At 42.2% G+C, this 19,751-nt stretch carries 11 protein-coding genes and 1 pseudogene; 3 read left to right on the top strand and 9 right to left on the bottom strand.

Annotated features, from left to right (window positions below):
• Window positions 1–188: 188 nt before the first annotated feature.
• Together ABM313_RS21885 and ABM313_RS21880 are read right to left on the bottom strand one after the other, a co-directional pair.
• Entirely contained in the window at window positions 189–1,442 is a 1,254-nt protein-coding gene (locus tag ABM313_RS21885) for a hypothetical protein (RefSeq protein ID WP_434685238.1), read from the bottom strand.
• Between the two features lie 89 nt (window positions 1,443–1,531).
• Window positions 1,532–2,194: a DciA family protein gene (locus tag ABM313_RS21880; RefSeq protein ID WP_434685237.1), complete on the bottom strand. Its 663-nt coding sequence runs from the start codon at window positions 2,192–2,194 to the stop codon at window positions 1,532–1,534.
• Between the two features lie 122 nt (window positions 2,195–2,316).
• Here ABM313_RS21880 and ABM313_RS21875 point away from each other — a divergent pair, with 122 nt between their 5' ends.
• The gene (locus tag ABM313_RS21875; RefSeq protein WP_434685236.1) at window positions 2,317–2,910 is read left to right on the top strand and encodes a sulfite oxidase-like oxidoreductase; all 594 of its coding nucleotides are present in this window, start codon (window positions 2,317–2,319) and stop codon (window positions 2,908–2,910) included.
• Window positions 2,911–3,718: 808 nt separating this feature from the next.
• The gene (locus ABM313_RS21870) at window positions 3,719–5,929 is read left to right on the top strand and encodes a phosphoketolase (protein ID WP_434685235.1); all 2,211 of its coding nucleotides are present in this window, start codon (window positions 3,719–3,721) and stop codon (window positions 5,927–5,929) included.
• A 38-nt stretch (window positions 5,930–5,967) separates the two neighbouring features.
• Here the strand turns inward: ABM313_RS21870 and ABM313_RS21865 are convergent, their stop codons facing one another.
• From ABM313_RS21865 to ABM313_RS21845, 5 genes and pseudogenes are all read right to left on the bottom strand, one after another.
• Window positions 5,968–7,716 (bottom strand): two-component system response regulator, encoded by a 1,749-nt coding sequence (locus ABM313_RS21865; protein ID WP_434685234.1) that lies wholly within the window; start codon window positions 7,714–7,716, stop codon window positions 5,968–5,970.
• Window positions 7,717–7,819: 103 nt separating this feature from the next.
• The gene (locus ABM313_RS21860; protein ID WP_434685233.1) at window positions 7,820–11,413 is read right to left on the bottom strand and encodes a GAF domain-containing protein; all 3,594 of its coding nucleotides are present in this window, start codon (window positions 11,411–11,413) and stop codon (window positions 7,820–7,822) included.
• Between the two features lie 35 nt (window positions 11,414–11,448).
• Complete coding sequence (locus tag ABM313_RS21855; RefSeq protein ID WP_434685232.1) at window positions 11,449–12,588, bottom strand: hybrid sensor histidine kinase/response regulator; 1,140 nt, start codon at window positions 12,586–12,588, stop codon at window positions 11,449–11,451.
• Between the two features lie 89 nt (window positions 12,589–12,677).
• Window positions 12,678–15,044, bottom strand: a complete 2,367-nt coding sequence (locus tag ABM313_RS21850; RefSeq protein ID WP_434685231.1) for a response regulator — start codon at window positions 15,042–15,044, stop codon at window positions 12,678–12,680.
• Window positions 15,045–15,056: 12 nt separating this feature from the next.
• Window positions 15,057–16,844 (bottom strand): annotated as a pseudogene (locus tag ABM313_RS21845) (PAS domain-containing hybrid sensor histidine kinase/response regulator); the annotation flags it as partial.
• 85 nt (window positions 16,845–16,929) lie between these two features.
• Here ABM313_RS21845 and ABM313_RS21840 point away from each other — a divergent pair.
• Window positions 16,930–17,781, top strand: a complete 852-nt coding sequence (locus ABM313_RS21840; RefSeq protein ID WP_434684046.1) for an IS5 family transposase — start codon at window positions 16,930–16,932, stop codon at window positions 17,779–17,781.
• A 20-nt stretch (window positions 17,782–17,801) separates the two neighbouring features.
• On the opposite strand, the gene ABM313_RS21835 is transcribed toward ABM313_RS21840, so the two are convergent.
• Window positions 17,802–19,328 (bottom strand): PAS domain-containing protein, encoded by a 1,527-nt coding sequence (locus ABM313_RS21835; protein ID WP_434685230.1) that lies wholly within the window; start codon window positions 19,326–19,328, stop codon window positions 17,802–17,804.
• Window positions 19,325–19,750, bottom strand: a complete 426-nt coding sequence (locus ABM313_RS21830; RefSeq protein WP_434685229.1) for a response regulator — start codon at window positions 19,748–19,750, stop codon at window positions 19,325–19,327. The genes ABM313_RS21835 and ABM313_RS21830 overlap by 4 nt, the downstream gene beginning before the upstream one ends.
• Window position 19,751 lies beyond the last annotated feature (1 nt).

The raw sequence follows: 19,751 nt of genomic DNA, 5'->3' as shown, positions 1-19,751 counted from the left end.
TCTCGGTTTTTAGTTTACTTATGTCTAGCTACTTAACAAGGAATATATTGCTGTCGCCAAGTGTATGAAGACATAAAACCCAAGAAGAGAATGGCGGCGCGAAGCGCCGCCATTCTCTTCTTGGGTTTTGCTTTTGTCCTAACACAATCGACGTTAGCTATAAAGGGAATTAGCTTTGCTAATTCCCTTTATTTTTTAGTAGCAAAAGGACTGCTAAACCAATATCCCTGATCATCGTGATGTTCAAAAAGTAGGCGGCGGCGACACAAATTCAGTGATTCCGAAGAGATAACATGATCGTTAGTCAGGTATTTCTGCAAAGCTAGCCGATCGCGCTCTCTGATTGTTGATAGGCGAGTGTTGCGATCACTCTCCAAAATTTGGTTGACAGTGTCTAAATTAATCGGTGGATCTTGTGATTGCAAACAACCTTGTAAGAGTGACAGTAAATAGGGCAGATGACCATAACTTGCTAAACATAGCAGATCAAGAGTTTCCAGATGATCAAAGCAGTTAGTAATTTGCTCTAATCGCTGATCAGGAGAAATATTTGGCATCATTCTCGCTAAAACAACTTGGCGTAGTAGATTTAGAGTTTCAGGATTAACTACACCGTCGCGATCGCATAGCTGTAAATTTGACAAAACAATCGGGACATTACCTTTCAAATATTGTTGAAATCTTAGCTGAAACTGCTCATCAGGATGAAGGATCGCTAACAATGGTAAACAGTAGATCGTGTGACACTGAAATTGACGCAAATATTTACCACCTTTGCCAAAAATGTTTTCGATCTGCTCTATAGATAGCCGATCAAGGTTATCAACCAAAAATACTAGCCCTTTTTTTCCAGTTTGTTTGAGCCGATCAACGGCAATTCCTGTTACTTCTTCGATCGCCACGATTAGCAAATTGGGAAGACGTGTTTCCAAATGATGATGTAACTGTCGGCGATTCTGCTCACTATCTTGCAGTGCTTGCAAAATTTTTTGTAAACGCTGCACATAATTAGAGCCTACCGGTGGCAGCATTTTCATCAATTTTTCGATTTCGGCGATCGCATTGGGTAAATAAGCTAGAGATAATGAATCGCCTTTGCTTTCTAGCTGTCGCAAAATCAGCTTCAAAATCACGAGCCAAAGCTCAGTTAAGCCCACATCAGTAATTTGGAGATATTGATCAGCCATACAATAAATTACGGCAAAGCCTTGCTGCTCAAGCTCGGATTTTAAACGTAGCAGTTCTGTTGATTTACCACTACCTAAACTACCTGAAAATACTTGATAGGTTGGTTTGTTAGGAGATAAAGCGATCGCTCTCCGCATTCGCTTCACCACATCTTCTCCCCTTGCCGTTGCCAAATCTATATAGTAATGCTCTTCTTTTTGTAAGCAGATAATAAAGTTAGGGTTGCAAGCGTGGAAAGATTCAAGATTTGACATATTGCAGAAATAATTGAGGATATAACAAGGCGCTTAAGCCCCTTATTTGTCTTGAAACAACGGTAAAGTAGTGAGCGTAACTCACTACTTTACTTAAATAAATACTCGATCGCACAGACTCGGCACATTTGCCAACGAGATATTTCGCCAGTTAAGGCAGGACGATCGCATCTTGGACATTTGGGCATTTGATTTGTTCTTAACTTCATCACATTTTGCCAACGCTGAAATGCTTCACTGGCAGTTTCAGGGGCTTTAGGGGGTTCTAATTTAATTTTAAGATTTGGCTTGAGTTGGCGAGAGGATGACTCATTGGCGATCGCTGGTGGTAAATAGCTAGGATGGTCTTCAGTGACAACTTTGCGCTCTTTTAAGGTTTGCTGTTGGGTAGCCCATTTTGCAGTTGAAAAATGAATATCGGCGATCGCTAAATTACCAGAACCTGCAAATAGAGCATTTACTTTCGCCAAAATCCTTACTCTTTCAAAGGTCAGAGCCTGAGACCAAACGGAACTAGACACAGCCACTTGTAACGCTTTTTGATATACCCCAATTGGGCAAGTTTGTTTGGCTACCGACTCACCGACAATATCCGCCCATTTTTCAACAATCAGCAAATATTGACAGCGTTGCTGCCAGCTAGTGCGCGACTGAATGTCGTGCAAAATATTTGGTAACCCTGTCAAAGACATGCTCGTAAACCAAACAGAACTTTGCTTAAGATTAGCATTTTTATAAGTAGGGTATGCCAAAAACTAGAAAGGTGTACTGACTGCTACACAGTCAGTACACCTTTCTAAGTAATTTATGCGTATCTACTTACTTTCTGAAAACAGCGATAATATTTAAAGTTGATTTTGATGAATAATTTTCTATGTTTGGAAGTTTGTTTAAATCGCGATCGCCAAATCCAGACCGTGTTCCTAGAGGACAGAGGCTGACTAATGGTTTCCCAATTATGACTTATGGGAACACCCCAAAGATTGCTACTCAAGATTGGCAACTAAGAGTATGGGGATTCGCCACTGAGAAAACCTTCACATGGGATGACTTCATGGCTATGCCACAAACAGAATTTACAGCCGATTTTCACTGTGTCACCACATGGTCAAAGTTGGATGTGAAATGGAAAGGAGTCAAAGTTACAGACTTTCTCAAATATATTGAAGTCGATCCTCAAGCTGTACATGTAATGGAACATTGCTACGGTGGCTATACGACAAATATTGCGATGGAAGATTTTGTCCGAGAAGAGAATTTCTTCGCGCATACACTCTTTGATCAACCGTTACCGATTGACAATGGTGGCCCTCTGCGGCTAGTAGTCCCCCATCTCTATGCGTGGAAAAGTGCAAAATGGCTGAATGGACTTGAGTTTCTCGATAAAATGCAACTCGGTTTCTGGGAACGCAATGGCTATCACCATCGAGGCGAACCTTTTGCTGAGGAAAGATATAGCTCGTTTTAGTACCAAAAGATGAGTGGCGGCGCGAAGCGCCGCCACTCATCTTTTGGGTTTTATATTGCTACAGCGATCGCGATCACACATGTTTAGTGATTACAATTACGAAACTATCAAGGCTTACATCACGTCATAGCTTAGAGAAAAACCTGATACTAATTACATCAAGAGTTAAGGAAGTGAGGAGCAAAGCGATGTCAGTATTTCATTTTGGCGGATTTATTTTTAAGTTTTACGCTGGTTCGATCGCTGTTTTAGTTTTAGCAAATGCTCTCTCTACACTCTAAGTATTTTAAAGCCATGACTATTTTTGATCTCCTAGTTTTTTCCTTTAAGTTTTTTGTGAGTACAATCGCCATTTTAGTTTTAGCAACCGCAGCCTACAACCTTTAAAGTTTCTCCAGAAAAATGTCAAAGCATCTTATCTAGATTTTGGGTAAGGTGCTTTTTTAGTGGTTTCAAAAGATTAATGGCAACGCTTCGCGTTGCCATTAATCTTTTTGTTGAAATTGCTGTAAATGGAACTTCTATTTAGATCGTGTTAGATCGTGATTAGACTAGATTGAAATAGGTGCAATCCCTTCTTCAACTTGTTTTGATTTTCCAACATATACTGCGCATCGCTTGGCACACAAGCCCAAACCAAAGAAATTTTTGAAAGCGTTGCTTCGCAACGCTTTCAAAAATTTCTTTGTGGTTAGTTTGATCGGGAATTACTGTAAAATAGCTATTAGAGAAAATTTAAATATTTTTAATCTCTATTCATTGCATAGTTAAATCTCTAGTTTGGATAAACTCAAGGTCAAAAAAATCTATGGTCGCCACCCCTAAAACCACGAACGTAGCCACTCCCGATTTTTGTGAAGGCATTCAGTACTTTGGCGAACCGTTGGAGGGGTTCGATGAGCTAGGACGGATACCAGTTCTTAGCCCTGACAAATCTGGTGTTACTGATCCAAGCGATCGTGCTGCGGTATTTCAAACCTTACTAGCGGCTGATGCTTTACGCTATCTCACCTTACAAGTCACAGCGAGCAAAGCATCAGGTCACCCAGGCGGATTTGCTAGTAGTGCTGAAGCAGTAGCTGCCTTCTATATGATTGGTCATAAGAATATGCCTACAGAAGTTGGACATCATGCCCCCGGATATTACAGTGCCATGTTTCTGGATCGCTCCCTTGAGGATATGGGCATCAGCACTGTAAGCCAAATGCGCGAAAGATATCGTGAAAAGCATGGCTTGCTCGGTCACTTGTCAGGATATATCCCCGGAATTTTAGCGCCTGCTGGTCCCCTTGGACAGGGACAACATTTTGCGATGGCAGCGGCGCTGTTACACCGCGATAAGCTTTTCCCAGTAACGATGGGCGATGGCGGGATGGGTGAGCCTTATCCAATTAGCTCGATCGCCCATTTCCATACCGCCTATCCTGAAGTCACCAATTTTATTCCGATTCTCGTTTGGAATGGGTTTAGCCAAGAACATCACAGCATGGTTTCGACCAAGACCAATGCCGAAATGATTGCTTTTTGGAAAGGGAATGGCTTTGATGAAGTAATTTTGGTTGATGCCAAGGACTTTGACGATCAGCATCAGGAAGGAGCTTATGTTGATAGTACAGCCTTCTCTTTGAAGCAACGTCTTGCCTTTACAGAAGCAGTTCTAGTTGGTGTGGATAAAGCGGCGAAACTTGCCTTTGGGGGTAAGCTGACTGTATTTATCATCAAGCAACTTAAAGGCGCAGGAGTTCATGCACGCGGCGCAAAATCCCATAATCTCTATGCTCACCACACCCTTGACAATCCCGATGTGGTTGCTGGTTTAAAATCCCGTGCGCTCAATCCTGAAGCATGGCAAACCGTTCGCACCAATTTAGAATGGGCTGGTGGTGGTTCTTCTTCTAAAACTGCGGTTACAGAATCAGTTCTAGAATTAACAGATTTGGGAACTTTACCTCTCGAAGAATATGCGGCTGGCGAAGCCAAGATCTCCACAACCGCTATGGGACGTTTAGTCGGCTATGTTGGACAAACTGATAAGCGTTATATCGTCACCAATGCTGATGGGAACGAAGCTTCAGGAATTGCCAATATTAACCAAGCTCTGAAAATCAATCACCCCACCACTGACGCTCTCTATAATCAAGAACCTGGTGGACAGGTTTACGAACCTCTGAGCGAAGATGCCTGTGCAGGTTTGGCAGTAGGCTTGGCATTAATGGGTAGCCGCACTCTCTGGTGTTCCTATGAATCCTTTGCGATTAATGGACTTCCCATTTGGCAAACCGTCACTCAAGCGATGGCTGAGTTGCGTCGTCCCACGCCTGCAACAGTATGTCTGTTTACCGCAGGAGCCTTAGAGCAAGGACGTAATGGCTGGACACACCAACGTCCTGAAATCGAAGGTTATTTTGCGGCGATGATGCGAAATGGCAATGTGTTCCCACTGTTTCCTCTTGATGCTAATAGCATTCAGGTTTGCTATGACTGGGCTTTGAAGGCAGTGAATAAGGGTGTGGTGATTACAGCAAGTAAATCACCTTTGCCAATCCGTACTACCTTTGATCAAACGAGACAGGCTCTAGAAGATGGCGCGATCACTTTGCAAGAAATTGCAGGTGATAAGAAGGTTGTCTTTGCGGTGATTGGTGACATGATGCTACTTCCTGTTTACGAAGCTGCCCAAAAGCTGGCGGAACAAGGAATCGGCTCCAAAATTGTCTCAGTAATCAGCCCTCGTCGCCTTTATCGGGCAACTGATGTAGCTTGGGATACTTGCTCTGAGCCAGATGGCAAGTTTCTTAGTGATGCTGATTTTGAGGCTTTCTTTGGTGGTGATGCTTTAGTTGGTGTCGTTGGTGGTGCATCGGCACTGCTCGAACCAGTGATGCTCCGCAGCAATAGCAAGCGCGATATTTTCTCATGGAAGCGCGGTGAAACCACGGCTTCAGCAGGTCAATTGTTTGATTTTAATGGCATGAATGCTGAGGCAATTTGCGATCGCGCTAAGCATTTGCTTAGCTAGTTCCTAAAAAGAAGGGCGTGCAAAGCACGCCCTTCTTTTTAGGATTGTAAATAAATTTTCTCAACTTCTGAGGCAGGTAAAGGTCTGTTAAATAAGTAGCCCTGTCCATACTGACAGCCAACTTTTTGTAACCATTCAAGCTGCTCCTTAGTCTCAATTCCTTCCGCAATCACGGCTAAGCCAAGCTGATTACTCAGAGCAATGATCGTATCAACGACATGATAGTTGCGATTTTCAGTTTGAATTTGGCTCACAAAGGAGCGATCAATTTTGAGGTTATCGACAGGGAAACGATGGAGATAGCCAAGAGAAGAATACCCCGTTCCAAAATCATCAATGCTAATTTGAATTTGACGCGATCTCAATTCTTTAGTGATGGCGATCGCCGATTCAGCATTGTCCATAATCGCACTTTCGGTAATTTCTAATTTGATATTGGCGGGATTAACTTGGGTTTCTGCAATGATGTGATCAATATCAGCGAGTAGCGTCGTGCAAGAAAACTGACGCACTGAAAGATTGACACTCATGGTTAGTTCTGTCCAGCCTTGCTGTTGCCATGCATAAAGTTGCTCACAAGCTTGCTTAAATACCAACATCCCCACAGGTACGATTAAGCCCGTCATCTCCATAGAAGGAATAAATTCTGCTGGTGAAACCATCCCCCGTTCAGGATGTCGCCATCTTACTAAGGCTTCAAATCCTACTAGTTTTTGAGTCTGTAACTTGATGATTGGTTGATAAAAAAGAATAAACTCCTGTTGTTCTAACGCTCGTTGAAGATCGTTCTCTAAAATCAGACGATTATACATGGCAAGATGCATTTGACGATCAAAGATTTGATGACTATCTTTACCGCGTAATTTGGCTTGATACATTGCCGTATCTGCGTCTTGTAACAGTTCTTCAGGTTTATGATCGCTATATTTGCCCAGCGCAATTCCCATACAGACAGTGATAAAGATTTCACAGTTTGCCACTGCGAAGGGTTGAGCAAAACTTTGGAGAATTTCTTGCAGAAATGGCTCAAGGGATTGCTCTTCTTCAATTCCATGCAGTAAAAAACAAAATTCATCGCCACCCATTCTTGCTAATAAGTCTCGGGGGCGCAGATGTCTCTGTAAACGTTGGGCGATCGCCATCAGCAACTGATTACCAACCGCATGACCAAAGGAACCGTTCACCAGCTTAAACTGATCACAGTCGATATAAACTAGAGCCAGAGATGAGTCTCCCGCTTTTAATCTCTCTTTTAGTTCTTGAACTAAGAATGTGCGACTCGGCAACTTCGTGAGTGCATCCTCCAACAGCATATTTTGCAATTGGGCGGTACGATTTTGCACCATCGCCTCTAATTGAGTATTAAAATTTGCTAATTGTTGATATTGCTGGTGAATGCGAATCATCGATCGCACTCTTGCGGTTAGCTCCAAGCGATTGACAGGTTTACTGATAAAGTCATCAGCCCCCGCAAACAAACACTGAGCAAGGTCTTTTTTGGTTGTTAGCGCCGTAACCACAATAATTGGTACTGCGCTCCATTTAGGCATGGCTTTAATGCGCCGACAGACTTCAATGCCATCAATATCAGGCATCATCACATCTAGCAATATTAAATCGGGTTGAAATATTTCTAGGGATGCGATCGCATCTTTACCATTAGCAGCATAATGCAAATTATAGGTTTGGGTTTCCTGTTCAAAGTCTTCGCTGGTACTTAACAGCGTTTCAATCACATCAAAATTATCAGGTTCATCGTCAACAACCAAAATCGAAGGTTTTTTCATGGCTAATTAAATTTATATAAAAGCTAAAAGTTGAGATTGACAGCAATTAACGATCAGACGCTCCAACCAAGAAAGTTTTTGAAAGTGTTGATTCTCAACACTTTCAAAAACTTTCTTGGTTGGAGCGTACAGAGTTATAAGAATCGGGGGTTAAAAATTGTTGAATCATTTTTGTTAATTGCCTCAACTTAATAGGTTTACTTAAATAATCATTAGCCCCTGCGGCAAGACAACGCTCTACATCATTTTCCATGGCTAGTGCTGTGATAGCAATTATGGGAACATGATCGAGGCTAGGAATTTGGCGAATCAGTCTCGTTGCTTCTAATCCATCCATCACTGGCATTTGTATATCCATGAGAATTAAATCAGGTTTTGATGACTGGGCTAAAGCGATCGCCTCCTCGCCATTATTCGCTAAAACAATGACATAGCCCTTAGCCGTTAAGTAGCTAGATATTGTAATAATATTGGCTTCGTTGTCTTCGACTAGCAAAATCAGAGGAAGAGGTTGCTGACTCTGAAAAGATTCACAGCTCATTTCTTCAGCCTGATATTCCATAGCCGCCGATACAGGTGATGAGGCTAACTCTGCACAGGGAAGGATCACCGTGAAACAACTGCCCACACCCAATTCACTAGACAGCATTACCTTACCGCCATGCATTTCCACAATCCGTTTTACTAGCGCCAGCCCCAACCCTGTTCCCTGATATTGTCGATTAAGTGCACTATCAATTTGGATAAAGGGTTGAAACAGCTTACTGATATTTTCTGGAGCGATGCCAATGCCTGTATCACGTATGGCAATGTAGAGATAGCTATTTAAGCCTAATGCTAATGGGTTATCCACAGGAGTAAAATCAGGAGCATCTTGAGCAGAGAAAGGCTGGCAGCTAACCTCTAAGGTGATATGTCCACCATCTGGCGTAAATTTGACAGCATTATTTAGTAGGTTAATTAAAACCTGACGAATACGCCGTTCATCAACATTTATTTCAGGTAAGTTGGTGGGCAGTTTTGTTTCTAGTTGGATCGATTTTTTGAGAGCTTGCTGTTTAATAAAGGTGAGACTGGATTGACAGAGAGCGTCCACAGAGATAGTGGAGTATTCTAGCTCAATCTGTCCTGATTCGATTTTGGCGACATCAAGAATGTCATTAATCAGTTCTAGCAAGTGAGAACCACTACGCTCAATCGTCTGGAGAGCCTTGATTTGGGCATTAGAGATTTTACCAAAAACTTGCTCTTGCATTCCCTCCGTCATTCCCAGAATGGCATTAAGAGGGGTACGGAGTTCGTGGCTCATGTTAGCCAAAAATTCATCTTTGAGTCGGGTAGCACGAGCAAGTTCTTCATTCGAGACTGCTAGTCGTTGGTTGATTTCGGTGAGGTGTTGCTGTGTTTGTTGCCGATCCCTAAGCTCCTGCTGCAACTGTTTAAATAAATCAGCTTGTTGAATAGCGATCGCTAACTGATTAACAATTTGTTGGAGTAGATTGATCTCCCATGATTGCCAATCACGCGGATGATCGCATTGATGAGCAATCAGCAATCCCCAGAGGGTGTCATTTTGAATGATCGGAACAATGAGTGCAGCTTTGACTTGTATTCCCTCAAGAAATTCGACTAAATATGGTGAAGTATCAAGCATTTCAGTTTCGCGATCTCTGAGAACAAATATTCTTCCTTGGACATAGTGATCGTAATTTACCTGTAGAAAAACCTCTTCAGAAAAAGTAATATCTAAAATTGACTGACATTGAGATGAGGCTGATTCAGCAATCACAACAACTGTTTTGTCAGAAAAAACTCGACAGACCAACACTCGATCTGAGTTCAAGACCTGATGAGTTTCTTCCACAGTAACTTTGAGAATCTCATCCAGATTCAGAGTGGATCGAATCCGTTGAGTAATTGCTTGCAGTAATTTTGACTGTTCAGCTCTTTGTCGCAGTTTTAATTCTGCTTGTCTACGAATCTGTAATTCAGTTTGAACTGTTTCATATAAACTCACTTGTTGCAGAGAGTTTCCCAATTGGATCGCAATTTGCTGCGTGAAGTTAATCTCTGATTGAGTCCAGTGACGAGACGAACTGCACTGATGGACACAGAGCAATCCCCATAGCTGCTCACCATAAAACAAAGGCATTACCAGATTTGCTCGCACTTGAAACTTGGCGAGGACATCCGTATGACACTGATCTGGTAATTGATAAATGTCTGACATAGCGGCATATCTACCTTTAAGGTAGAGGGAGGCATATTTGTCTCCAAAGCAATGATCATGGACAGGAATTGACATTGTTGAGACAAAACCTTCTCCCATCGATTCGGCAATAAATTTGCCATCATCAAAACGAGATTCAGGATCAAATTTGAAAATACCAACCCGATCAGACTGAATCGCTAAGCGTACTTCTTGACAGGCTGTATCAAAGATCGTCTGAAGATCAAGAGATTGACGAATCCTTTGGGTAATTTCGCGGAGAAGTGTTTCCCGTTCTACTTGTTGGCGAATTATTGCCTCAGCTTCTTTGCGATCGCTAATATCAACCACCACACAAACGCAATCCTTCTCAGAGAGCATCGCCACCCCAATCAGCACATGGACTAGATGTCCATCCTTGTGATAGTAGACTTTTTCCCAAGGTGCAATTACGCGACTAAGCTTGAGATTCTGGAGTGCATGGAGGTCGCTTGGCAGATATTCAGCAGGAGTAATAGTTTCCAAATTAACCCGCTTGGCGATCAAGTCTTCGCGACTGTAACCGAGCAGTTCTAAAAAGCGATCGTTCGCATCGGTAATCTGGCCGCTAAAGTCGGTAAACATCATCCCCACAATGTTAGATGCAAAAACTCGACGGAAACGGTTTTCACTTGATTTTAAAGCAGCTTCGGCAAGTTTACGGGCTGTGATGTCAATCCGAACCGCCAGATAATGCTGCGCTCGACCTTGACTGTCTGTAAAAGGAACGATAGTGCTATCAACCCAATAAAGACTGCCATTCTTAGCGCGATTGCAAATTTCACCTCGCCAAACCTGACCATTAGAGATTGTTTGCCACAGATCTTGGAAAAAGGCAGGGGGATGATAGTCAGATTTAATAAGGCGATGGGTCTTTCCCATCAGTTCCGCACGAGAGTAGCCTGAAACCTCGCAAAACTGATCATTGACATAGGTAATTACACCTTTAACATCGGTAATTGCTACGAGTGCCGCTTGGTCAAGTCCAATTTTAAAAGAGGTTAACTCTTGCATTAACTGCAAACAGCTTGCAATCGCCTGTTGGCTAGCCTCATATTGTTGCAAACTTTCGGAAGTTACTACCCCCACAAGGCGATCGCTGGCATCAACAATTGGCAACTGACTAATTTGATATTTTTGCAATAAATTATTTGCCGCCAACGCATCCCTAAAAGCTGACTCTTGCAAGTTAACTACGGGAGAAGTCATCACTTCTCTGATCATTAAATTATGCAGGGGCTGTTGTTGGACGATCAGTCTGACGACATCTCGACGGGTGAAAATGCCCAACAGATGCCCCCTTTCGACCACTAGCAAATAGTCTACTTTCTCTCTATGCATTTTCGAGATCGTTTCCATCACCGTCATCTCAGGCTCCACAACAGGAGGGTCGAGAGTGATTATGGACGTTAGCGATAGATGGGCAAAGGGATCGGCAAAAGTAAACATAAGTTTATGAAGGGTGTTTTCAGAAAGGCGCAAGGCTATAACCTTGGATAGAGAGGTAATGCAATATTTACTGTTGACTCCTGTTGATAAATGCTAGTAATGGAAAAATTGCCCCCAGCGAGTTCAACGATTTTTTTGACAACTCTTAAGCCCAAGCCAATGCCTTGTTGTTCATAGGTTTTACGCTCAAACTGCACAAAGGCATCAATACGATTAATTTGCTCCTCGGTCATGCCCCGACCTAAATCTTTTACTGACAAATTAAACATGTTTTCTACCACTTGACTACTAATTTTGATCATTGTCCCTGCTGTGGAGAACTTCACCGCATTATCAATCAACTCATGGAGAATCGTCAAAAGGTAGCGATCCGATAGGGCAATCTCTGCTTCCTCAAGGTCAAATTGGAGATCATCACTACGTTTAAGATCTTTAACATAAGATTTTAGCGAAGATTCCATCATATCCCTAGAGAATTTAGTATGCGCTACTTTAAATGACTCTTGCCGACTAGGAGAAACTTCAAGTTCTAAGTAGATCAAAAACTTTTTGGTTAAACTTTCTAAACGCCTTGCTGATTCGTCAGCCCAACCCAGCATTTCGTGGATTTCGGCAATATCCATACTTTCGATATCTTCTTTCAGCATGGAGATCGTGCCAATAATGCCATTGAGGGGTGTATTTAGCTCATGGGACATTCTTGTCGCTAACGTACCACGCAATTCATTGAGAGTGCTTTCCAGAATATTAATCGTGTTGGCTTGGATATGGGATAGAGTTTGGATATTGTCATATTGTTGCTTGATTCTCAGCATTGAATGCACCCGTGCGCGCAGTTCAATACTATTAATTGGCTTACTAATAAAATCATCGGCTCCAGCATTCAGGCAATTAGCCATATCAGTCTTAGAGCTTAACGCTGTCACCATAATGATCGGCACAGTTTGCCATAACTCGCTGGCTTTAATCCATTTACAGACCTCAATGCCATCCATTTCTGGCATCATCACATCCAGCAAAATCAGATCGGGCTGAAATGCGGTAAGACTAGCGATCGCACTTTTACCATTAGCCGCATAATGTAATTCGTAGTTATATTCGCTCAGGAGAGCCTCAATTACATCAAAATTATTAGGCTCGTCATCAACAACTAAAATTGAAAATATATTTTTCATCGCTTTACTTTAAACAACCTGAAGACCTAAACAATAATTTTTTAATTTCTGATCTAGAAAGCATCATGGGCGATGCTTTGTGCTAACTATCATGAAGAATTCTTAGCCAGATAATCCTCTAGATAAGCAACAACTAAAGGAAAACTTTGATCAATCTCGGCAACTAAGCGATCGCTACCATCTAATTGATGATTACGCCCAGCAACTTCCAATGCAAAACAAATTTCAGAGAAAGCTTTAGCTCCAAGCATTCTACTACTTCCCTTTAAGGTATGTGCCACATATTCTATTTGCGAAGCATCTTGATCTAAGATAGCTTGATGCAACTTTGCTAAGAGAACTGGACATTCTTCGTATAAGAATATATTGATCATCCGTTTTGGCAAATTTAAGGAAACCTTCTCAATTTCCTGAAGCGCATGATCATCAAAGTCGTTATTTGATTGCGGTGTAGATTGTTGGACTTCAATTCCTTTAGGAAGATTACCCCAACGCTCAATGATTCTTTGTAAAGTTTCAAAAGAAACTGGCTTACTGATATAATCGTCCATTCCTGCTTCTAAACACATTTCGCGATCACCTTGCATAGCACTAGCTGTCATCGCAATTAGAATCGGACGTGATGGATTAGTTGATAGTTTTGCCCAGTCCTCCACAATATAGGTAGCCGTTTCCAGTCCATTCAAACGTGGCATTTGCACATCTAAGAACACAATATTAAATGTACTACTTTTAATTGCTTCTAGAGCTTCAATACCATCGTTGACAATTACAGGTGCATAACCCATTTTACTGAGCATTGCTAAAACCATTTCTTGGTTGATCAAATTATCCTCGGCAACCAAAATATTTAGAGGTAGTTGAGTCGCTAGCTCAGAACTAACGGGCTTAGCATAGCGCAACATCGTTCTCCCCTCCAAGGGAGTCATCGATTGAGGACGTTCATCGGTAACTGAGACTGGCAAAACAAAGAAAAAGCTAGAGCCATTACCTAGAGAACTTTCCGCCCAAATTCTCCCTCCCATCATCTGTACAAGTTTTTGGCAAATCACTAGCCCTAAACCTGTGCCCCCATAATGACGAGCTGTTGCGATCGAGGCTTGGGTAAAAGGTTGAAATAGCTTAAGCAATTGTTCTGGAGAAAGTCCGATTCCTGAGTCCTGTACCTCAAAAAGTAATGTCACTTCTTTCTCGTTCTGTGAAGAAAGGGCTGGAGATACAGATACAGCAAGTCTTACTGCCCCTTGATGAGTAAATTTGACCGCATTATTTGCTAAATTTAGCAAAATTTGCCGTAACCTGATGGGATCACCAAGAATATAGGCAGGTGTTTGCGGATCAATCTGGAAATCTAATCCAATTCCTTTGGATTCCGCTTGCTGACTCAGAAGCGCACAGGTATCAGCAATAATTCCATGTACATCAATTGGTAGATGCTCTAGTAAGAGTTTTTGGGATTCAAGTTTGGAGAAATCGAGAATATCATTAATGACTGTTAACAGTATTTCGCCACTAGTTTGAATAGATTGAACAAACTTATTTTGTTCTGAATCGAGGGAAGTTGTCGCTAATAGCTCCGTCATCCCTAAAACTCCATTGATGGGGGTACGAATTTCATGACTCATCATCGCTAAGAAATCCGACTTAACCCTTAATGCGGCTTCCGCAACTTCTTTAGATTTTTGGAGATTAGTTTCGTATTGCTTGCGCTCGGTAATGTCACGAAATCGCCAGACAAATCCCCAAAACCGACCATTAGGAGAAGTTACAGAACTACTAAAATATTCATAGGTGAGTTGATTAATGACAATCTCCCCATGAGTCACTTGCTCTGGGTCATCATAGGTTTCTTCCAAGATTTGAGTAATGGCTTGGGGAGAATTAGCCGATTGCAGTAGTGGTAAAAGCGGTAAATCTTGATGATTTGCCTCAGATGTAATAGCGTTAATATCACATATTTCACATATTTTTTGGTTATGTGCGACTAACCGTCCCTGCTCATCTACCGCAATAATTCCCTCTAGGCTAGCTTCAAGTTGTGCATGGATTAGAGCATTAGCGCGTTCTAACCGATCATGCTGCTCCTTAATGCGTAACATGGAACTTATCCTTGCTCGGAACTCCAAAGAGTTTAAGGGCTTGCTGATAAAGTCATCGGCTCCCGCATTCATACACCTTGCTAGGTCTTCCTTAGTGTGAAGAGCCGTAACCATAATAATTGGCACAGCCTGCCATTTAGGTAAAGCTTTAATCCGTTCACACACTTCAATGCCATCCATAACTGGCATCATCACATCTAGCAAAATTAGATCGGGCTGAAATGTATCGAGATAGTCGATCGCATCTTGTCCACTAGCAGCATAATGTAACAGGTAATCTTGATCGCCCAAGATAGTTTCAATCACGTCAAAATTATCAGCTTCGTCATCAATGATTAAAACAGATGCTAAATTCATTGCCTATCTTCGTTAAGTCGCTAAAAGTTGATGGATAGTAGCCGCCAGTTGCTTTAGCTTAACAGGTTTAGCGATATATTCATTAGCTCCTGCGGTTAGGCAATGATCGCGATCATCAGTCATTGCCAAAGCCGTCAACGCAATAATCGGAACATTAACTAACATAGGAATTTGGCGGATCTGTTTGATAGCTTCTAGCCCATCCATTACTGGCATTTGAATATCCATCAAAATTAAATCAGGTTTTGCTGTCAGTGCTATAGAAATTGCCTCTTCTCCATTTTTAGCTAACACAATACGATACCCTTTGGCGATGAGGTAGCTAGAAATTGTCATGATATTGGCTTCGTTATCTTCAGCGATCAAGATCAGGGGATCTTGAGACTTGAAAACAGTTGGTGAGTCTAAGTCGCTACTCTCGGATGTTTGATTTCTAGAAACCAGTTCAGAGGCATAGGTCGTGTTGGGGACACAGGGTAACTCAATAGAAAAGCAACTACCTACCCCCAGTTCGCTAGTTACCCCCACCTTGCCACCATGTAGTTCTACCATCTGTTTCACTAGGGCAAGCCCCAACCCCGTACCTGCATATTGACGATTTAACGCACTGTCGATCTGCACAAAAGGCTTAAATAGTTTCTGGATGTTTTCTGCAGCAATACCAATGCCTGTATCAATCACCGAAATTTGCAAGTATTCCGTCACCTCCTCGTTAGTTTGATCTGGAAAAGAAGAAATCAACTGGAGTCGGTTAACTTCTAGGTTAATACTTCCACCTTCTGGCGTAAATTTGACAGCATTATTCAAAAGATTAATCAATACCTGGCGGATGCGTCGTTCATCTACTAGTAGATCAGGTAAATTTCGTGGGAACTTGGTGCGGATCTGGATTCGCTTTTGGAGCGCCTGTTGCCTAACAAATGCCAGACTAGTTTGACAGAGATGATTAATTGAAGTGGGCGCACAATCCAGTTCAATTTGCCCAGATACAATTTTAGAAACGTCAAGGATATCGTTAATCAGTTCTAATAAATGAGTTCCACTAGACTCAATGGTTTGTAATGCTTTGAGCTGGCGATCGCTAATTTTCCCAAATACTTCTTCTTGTAATCCCTCAGCCATTCCCAAAATTGCATTGAGAGGGGTGCGAAGTTCATGACTCATATTCGCCAAAAACTCATCCTTAAGTCGCGTCGCACGGGCTAACTCTTGATTGGTTTGTTGCAGTTGAGCCTCAGCCTGTTTGCGATCGCTAATATCTCGCACAAAAAAAACTACTTCATCATTTCCACAGGGAGCAACGCGCACCTCTTCATAAATATATCGTCCTTCAATCTGAATCTGCTGCTCATAAATTTGCACAGTCTGAGTGGCAAGGGCTTGTTGCAGCGCTGCATATTTGCGTTCTGCATAAGTACCCGAAGTAGGCATGGGGAAGGCTTCATGAATACTTTTACCAACTATTTGTTGGGGATCGACGAGGTTTTTACCTTGAGGTGACACCATAAAATCGACATATCTACCCGCACGGTCAACTCGAAATACGAGGTCTGGCAATGCTAAGAGGGTAGCGCGAGTACGTTCTTCACTGCGTTGGAGTGCTTCTTGCATGGCATAGCGATCGCTAATATCCATAGCAATGCCCAACAGTCGAGTCACTTTTCCAGCAGAATTCCAGATTGGCTCAGTTTTAACAAAAATATAACCAATGGAGCCATCAGCACAGATAATTTCAGCATCAATGGTAAAGGACTGTCGGTCATTAATTGCGCGTTCATGCAGTAGTTTTAAACGTTCTTGCTCATGGGGGGCAAAAAATTAGACCTCTTGCAGAACCAAAAACATGTTAGATTTATAAGCTTTTTATCAGATCTCAAATTAAGCGATGAAATACGAAGCCAGTCAAAATCTATCAGCGACAGAATTTAAACGGTTATTTGGGGTAAGAAGAGAAACATTTGCGCAAATGACGGAGCTAATGCAACAAGCAGCCCAAAGCAAAGGACAAGGTGGTGTAGAACCAAAGCTAAGTCTAGAAGACCAAATATTGGTTACTTTGCAGTATTGGCGTGAATATCGCACCTATTTTCATATTGCTAGCGACTGGGAAGTGTCAGAATCGACGATTTGCCGCATCGTCAAAAAAGTAGAAAATGTCTTAATTAAATCGAAAAAGTTTCGGTTAGCAGGAAAAAAGTCATTGTGGCAGGAGAAGGCTCCAGCCATAATTGCCATTGATGTAACTGAGACAAAGGTTGAGCGCCCTAAATATCACCAGAAACATTTTTATAGCGGTAAGAAAAAGCATCATGCCCTCAAAGCCCAATTGGTGGTCGATCTGACTAATTTCAAGATAGTTTGTACCGCTTACGGTAAGGGCAAGCAGCATGATTTCTCATTATTCAAGGCAAGTGGAGTTCATTTTCACGCACAGACACAAGGTTTGGCAGACAAGGGTTATCAAGGCTTACAAAAGTTGCATCCTAACTCGCAAATTCCTATCAAAAAGCCTCAAAATGGCTCATTATCCAAGGAAGATAAGCGTTGTAATCGCCAACTTGCACGTCAACGTATTGCGATTGAGCATGTTAATCGTCGCTTGAAGATTTTTAAGATTCTCTCTTTACCTTATCGTAATCGTCGTCGTCGTTTTGGTTTGCGTTGTAATTTGATTGCTGCCATTTATAACTTTGAAGTCGCTCTTGTTGCTTCTAAAACTTTCTCTGCTCTGGATTAATTTTCAGTTCTGCAAGAGGTCTATTGAAAAAATTGATCAAAGGTTGGTACAGGGCTATGGGGATCAAGGGCAAGAATGTTGAAAATTTCCTCTGACCAAGTAACTTTTTTGGTGATTACATCTAGCTCCCAACTACCAAGATGGGCAATTTGTTGAGCTTCTTGCAACCGAGCTTCACTCCGCTGCAAAGCCTGAGTGCGTTGTTCCACCCGATCTTCCAATTCTCGATTTAACTGCTCTAGGGCTTGGGTAGCAGATTCGCGCTCGATCGCAATTTTGACAATATTTGCAGCGAGGGCAATTACTTCTAGCTCTCGCTGCTGCGGAAAATGAATATCTCGATGATAAACAGCAAAAGTGGCTAGGACAGATCCATCACTGGAGAGCGCAGGAAATGACCAGCAAGATTTTAATCCATGGGTTAAAGCTAATTCCTTAAAATCTTGCCACAGCGGATCAGTAGCAATGTCAGACACAATCACAGGCTCTTTGCGAAAGGCGGCTGTACCACAGGAGCCAGCCTTCGGTCCAATTGATATTCCTTCAATCGCTTGATTGTAGGCATTGGGCAAATTAGGGGCTGCGCCAAGATGGAGCTTACCTTCATGATTACAAAGCAAAATAGAACAAATTCCCTCTTCGATTTGACCTTCCGTTGCAAGTACCAAAGCATTTAGAATATCTGGCAAAGCATACCCCTTAGCAATGAGTTCTAAGAGTGAGTTTTGCATCTCCACGCGCAATTCAGCCTGTTTGCGAACGCTAATATCGAGAATTGTCCCTGTCATTCGTAGCGGTTTGCCGTCTACATCCCATTCCACCACCTTACCCCGTAACAATACCCAAACCCATGCCCCAGACCTGTGATGCTTCCGTAATTCGCATTCATAAGCTAGAGTTTTTTGTTGGAAGTGACTTTCCATAGCTAGTTTAGCTTTCTGCGAATCTTCAGGATGGTTCAATTGCCACCAAGTTTTAGTACCAAATTGTTCCAATTCATCAAGGGTATAACCAAAAATCTCGGCTAATCGTTCATTAATAATCACCTCATCAGTTTGAATACCCCAATCCCATAGCCCAATCCCTGATCCTTCAACGGCAAGTTGCAGACGTTCTTTGACAAGATCCAGTTCAAGCTGCGATCGTTGACGCTCTGCCCGAATTTCTGCATCTCGTACTTCTCGCCGCACAGCTTCAGACAGTCGTACTAGACTTCCTTTCATCAAGTAATCATGAGCGCCTGCCTTCATCAGTTCCACCGCAGCAGCCTCGCCAATCGTGCCAGAAACCACTATAAAAGGAAGATTGGGGCATCTACTCTTAACGATTTGGAGCGCCTCAGAGGCGTTAAATTTGGGTAAATGATAGTCAGAAATAATTACATCCCAAATCTGATTTTCCAAAGCAGCACACAAAGCTTCGGCTGTTTCCACCCGTTCCCAGATAATGTTAAACCCAGAACGACGCAGTTCTCGCTGGACTAACAATGCATCATCCTCAGAATCTTCAATATTTAATACTTTTAGGGTCAGGGTGTTGTCAGTCATAACTTATCCACCTTTGGGTATACTTCATTAATTACAGCCCAATACAGACCTAGTTGACGCACAGCCTCCATAAACTTATCAATTTCCACAGGCTTGCGTACATAACTATTCGCACCCAAGTTATAGCTATCAATAATATCTCGCTCTTCACTAGAGGAGGTCAGCATCACCACAGGTAATAAATGTGTGTGTTCATTAGCGCGGATCTGTCTTAATACTTCTAGTCCATCCACTTTCGGCAACTTGAGATCTAGCAAGACTACACTTGGTAGTGGATCAGCATTCAATACCATTGTTAAAGCTTCTTCACCATTATGGGCGACAAGAATTTCATTGGCAACATTGCCACGTCGCAAGGCGCGAATTGTTAACTTTTCGTCATCAGGATTATCTTCAACTAGAATGATTGGACGCAAAGTCATG

Source organism: Pseudanabaena minima str. Chao 2107 (genome assembly GCF_051131155.1).
Lineage (GTDB): Bacteria > Cyanobacteriota > Cyanobacteriia > Pseudanabaenales > Pseudanabaenaceae > Pseudanabaena > Pseudanabaena minima.
Note: the sequence above shows the minus strand (reverse complement) of the source record. Positions and strands in the feature narration are given on the sequence as shown.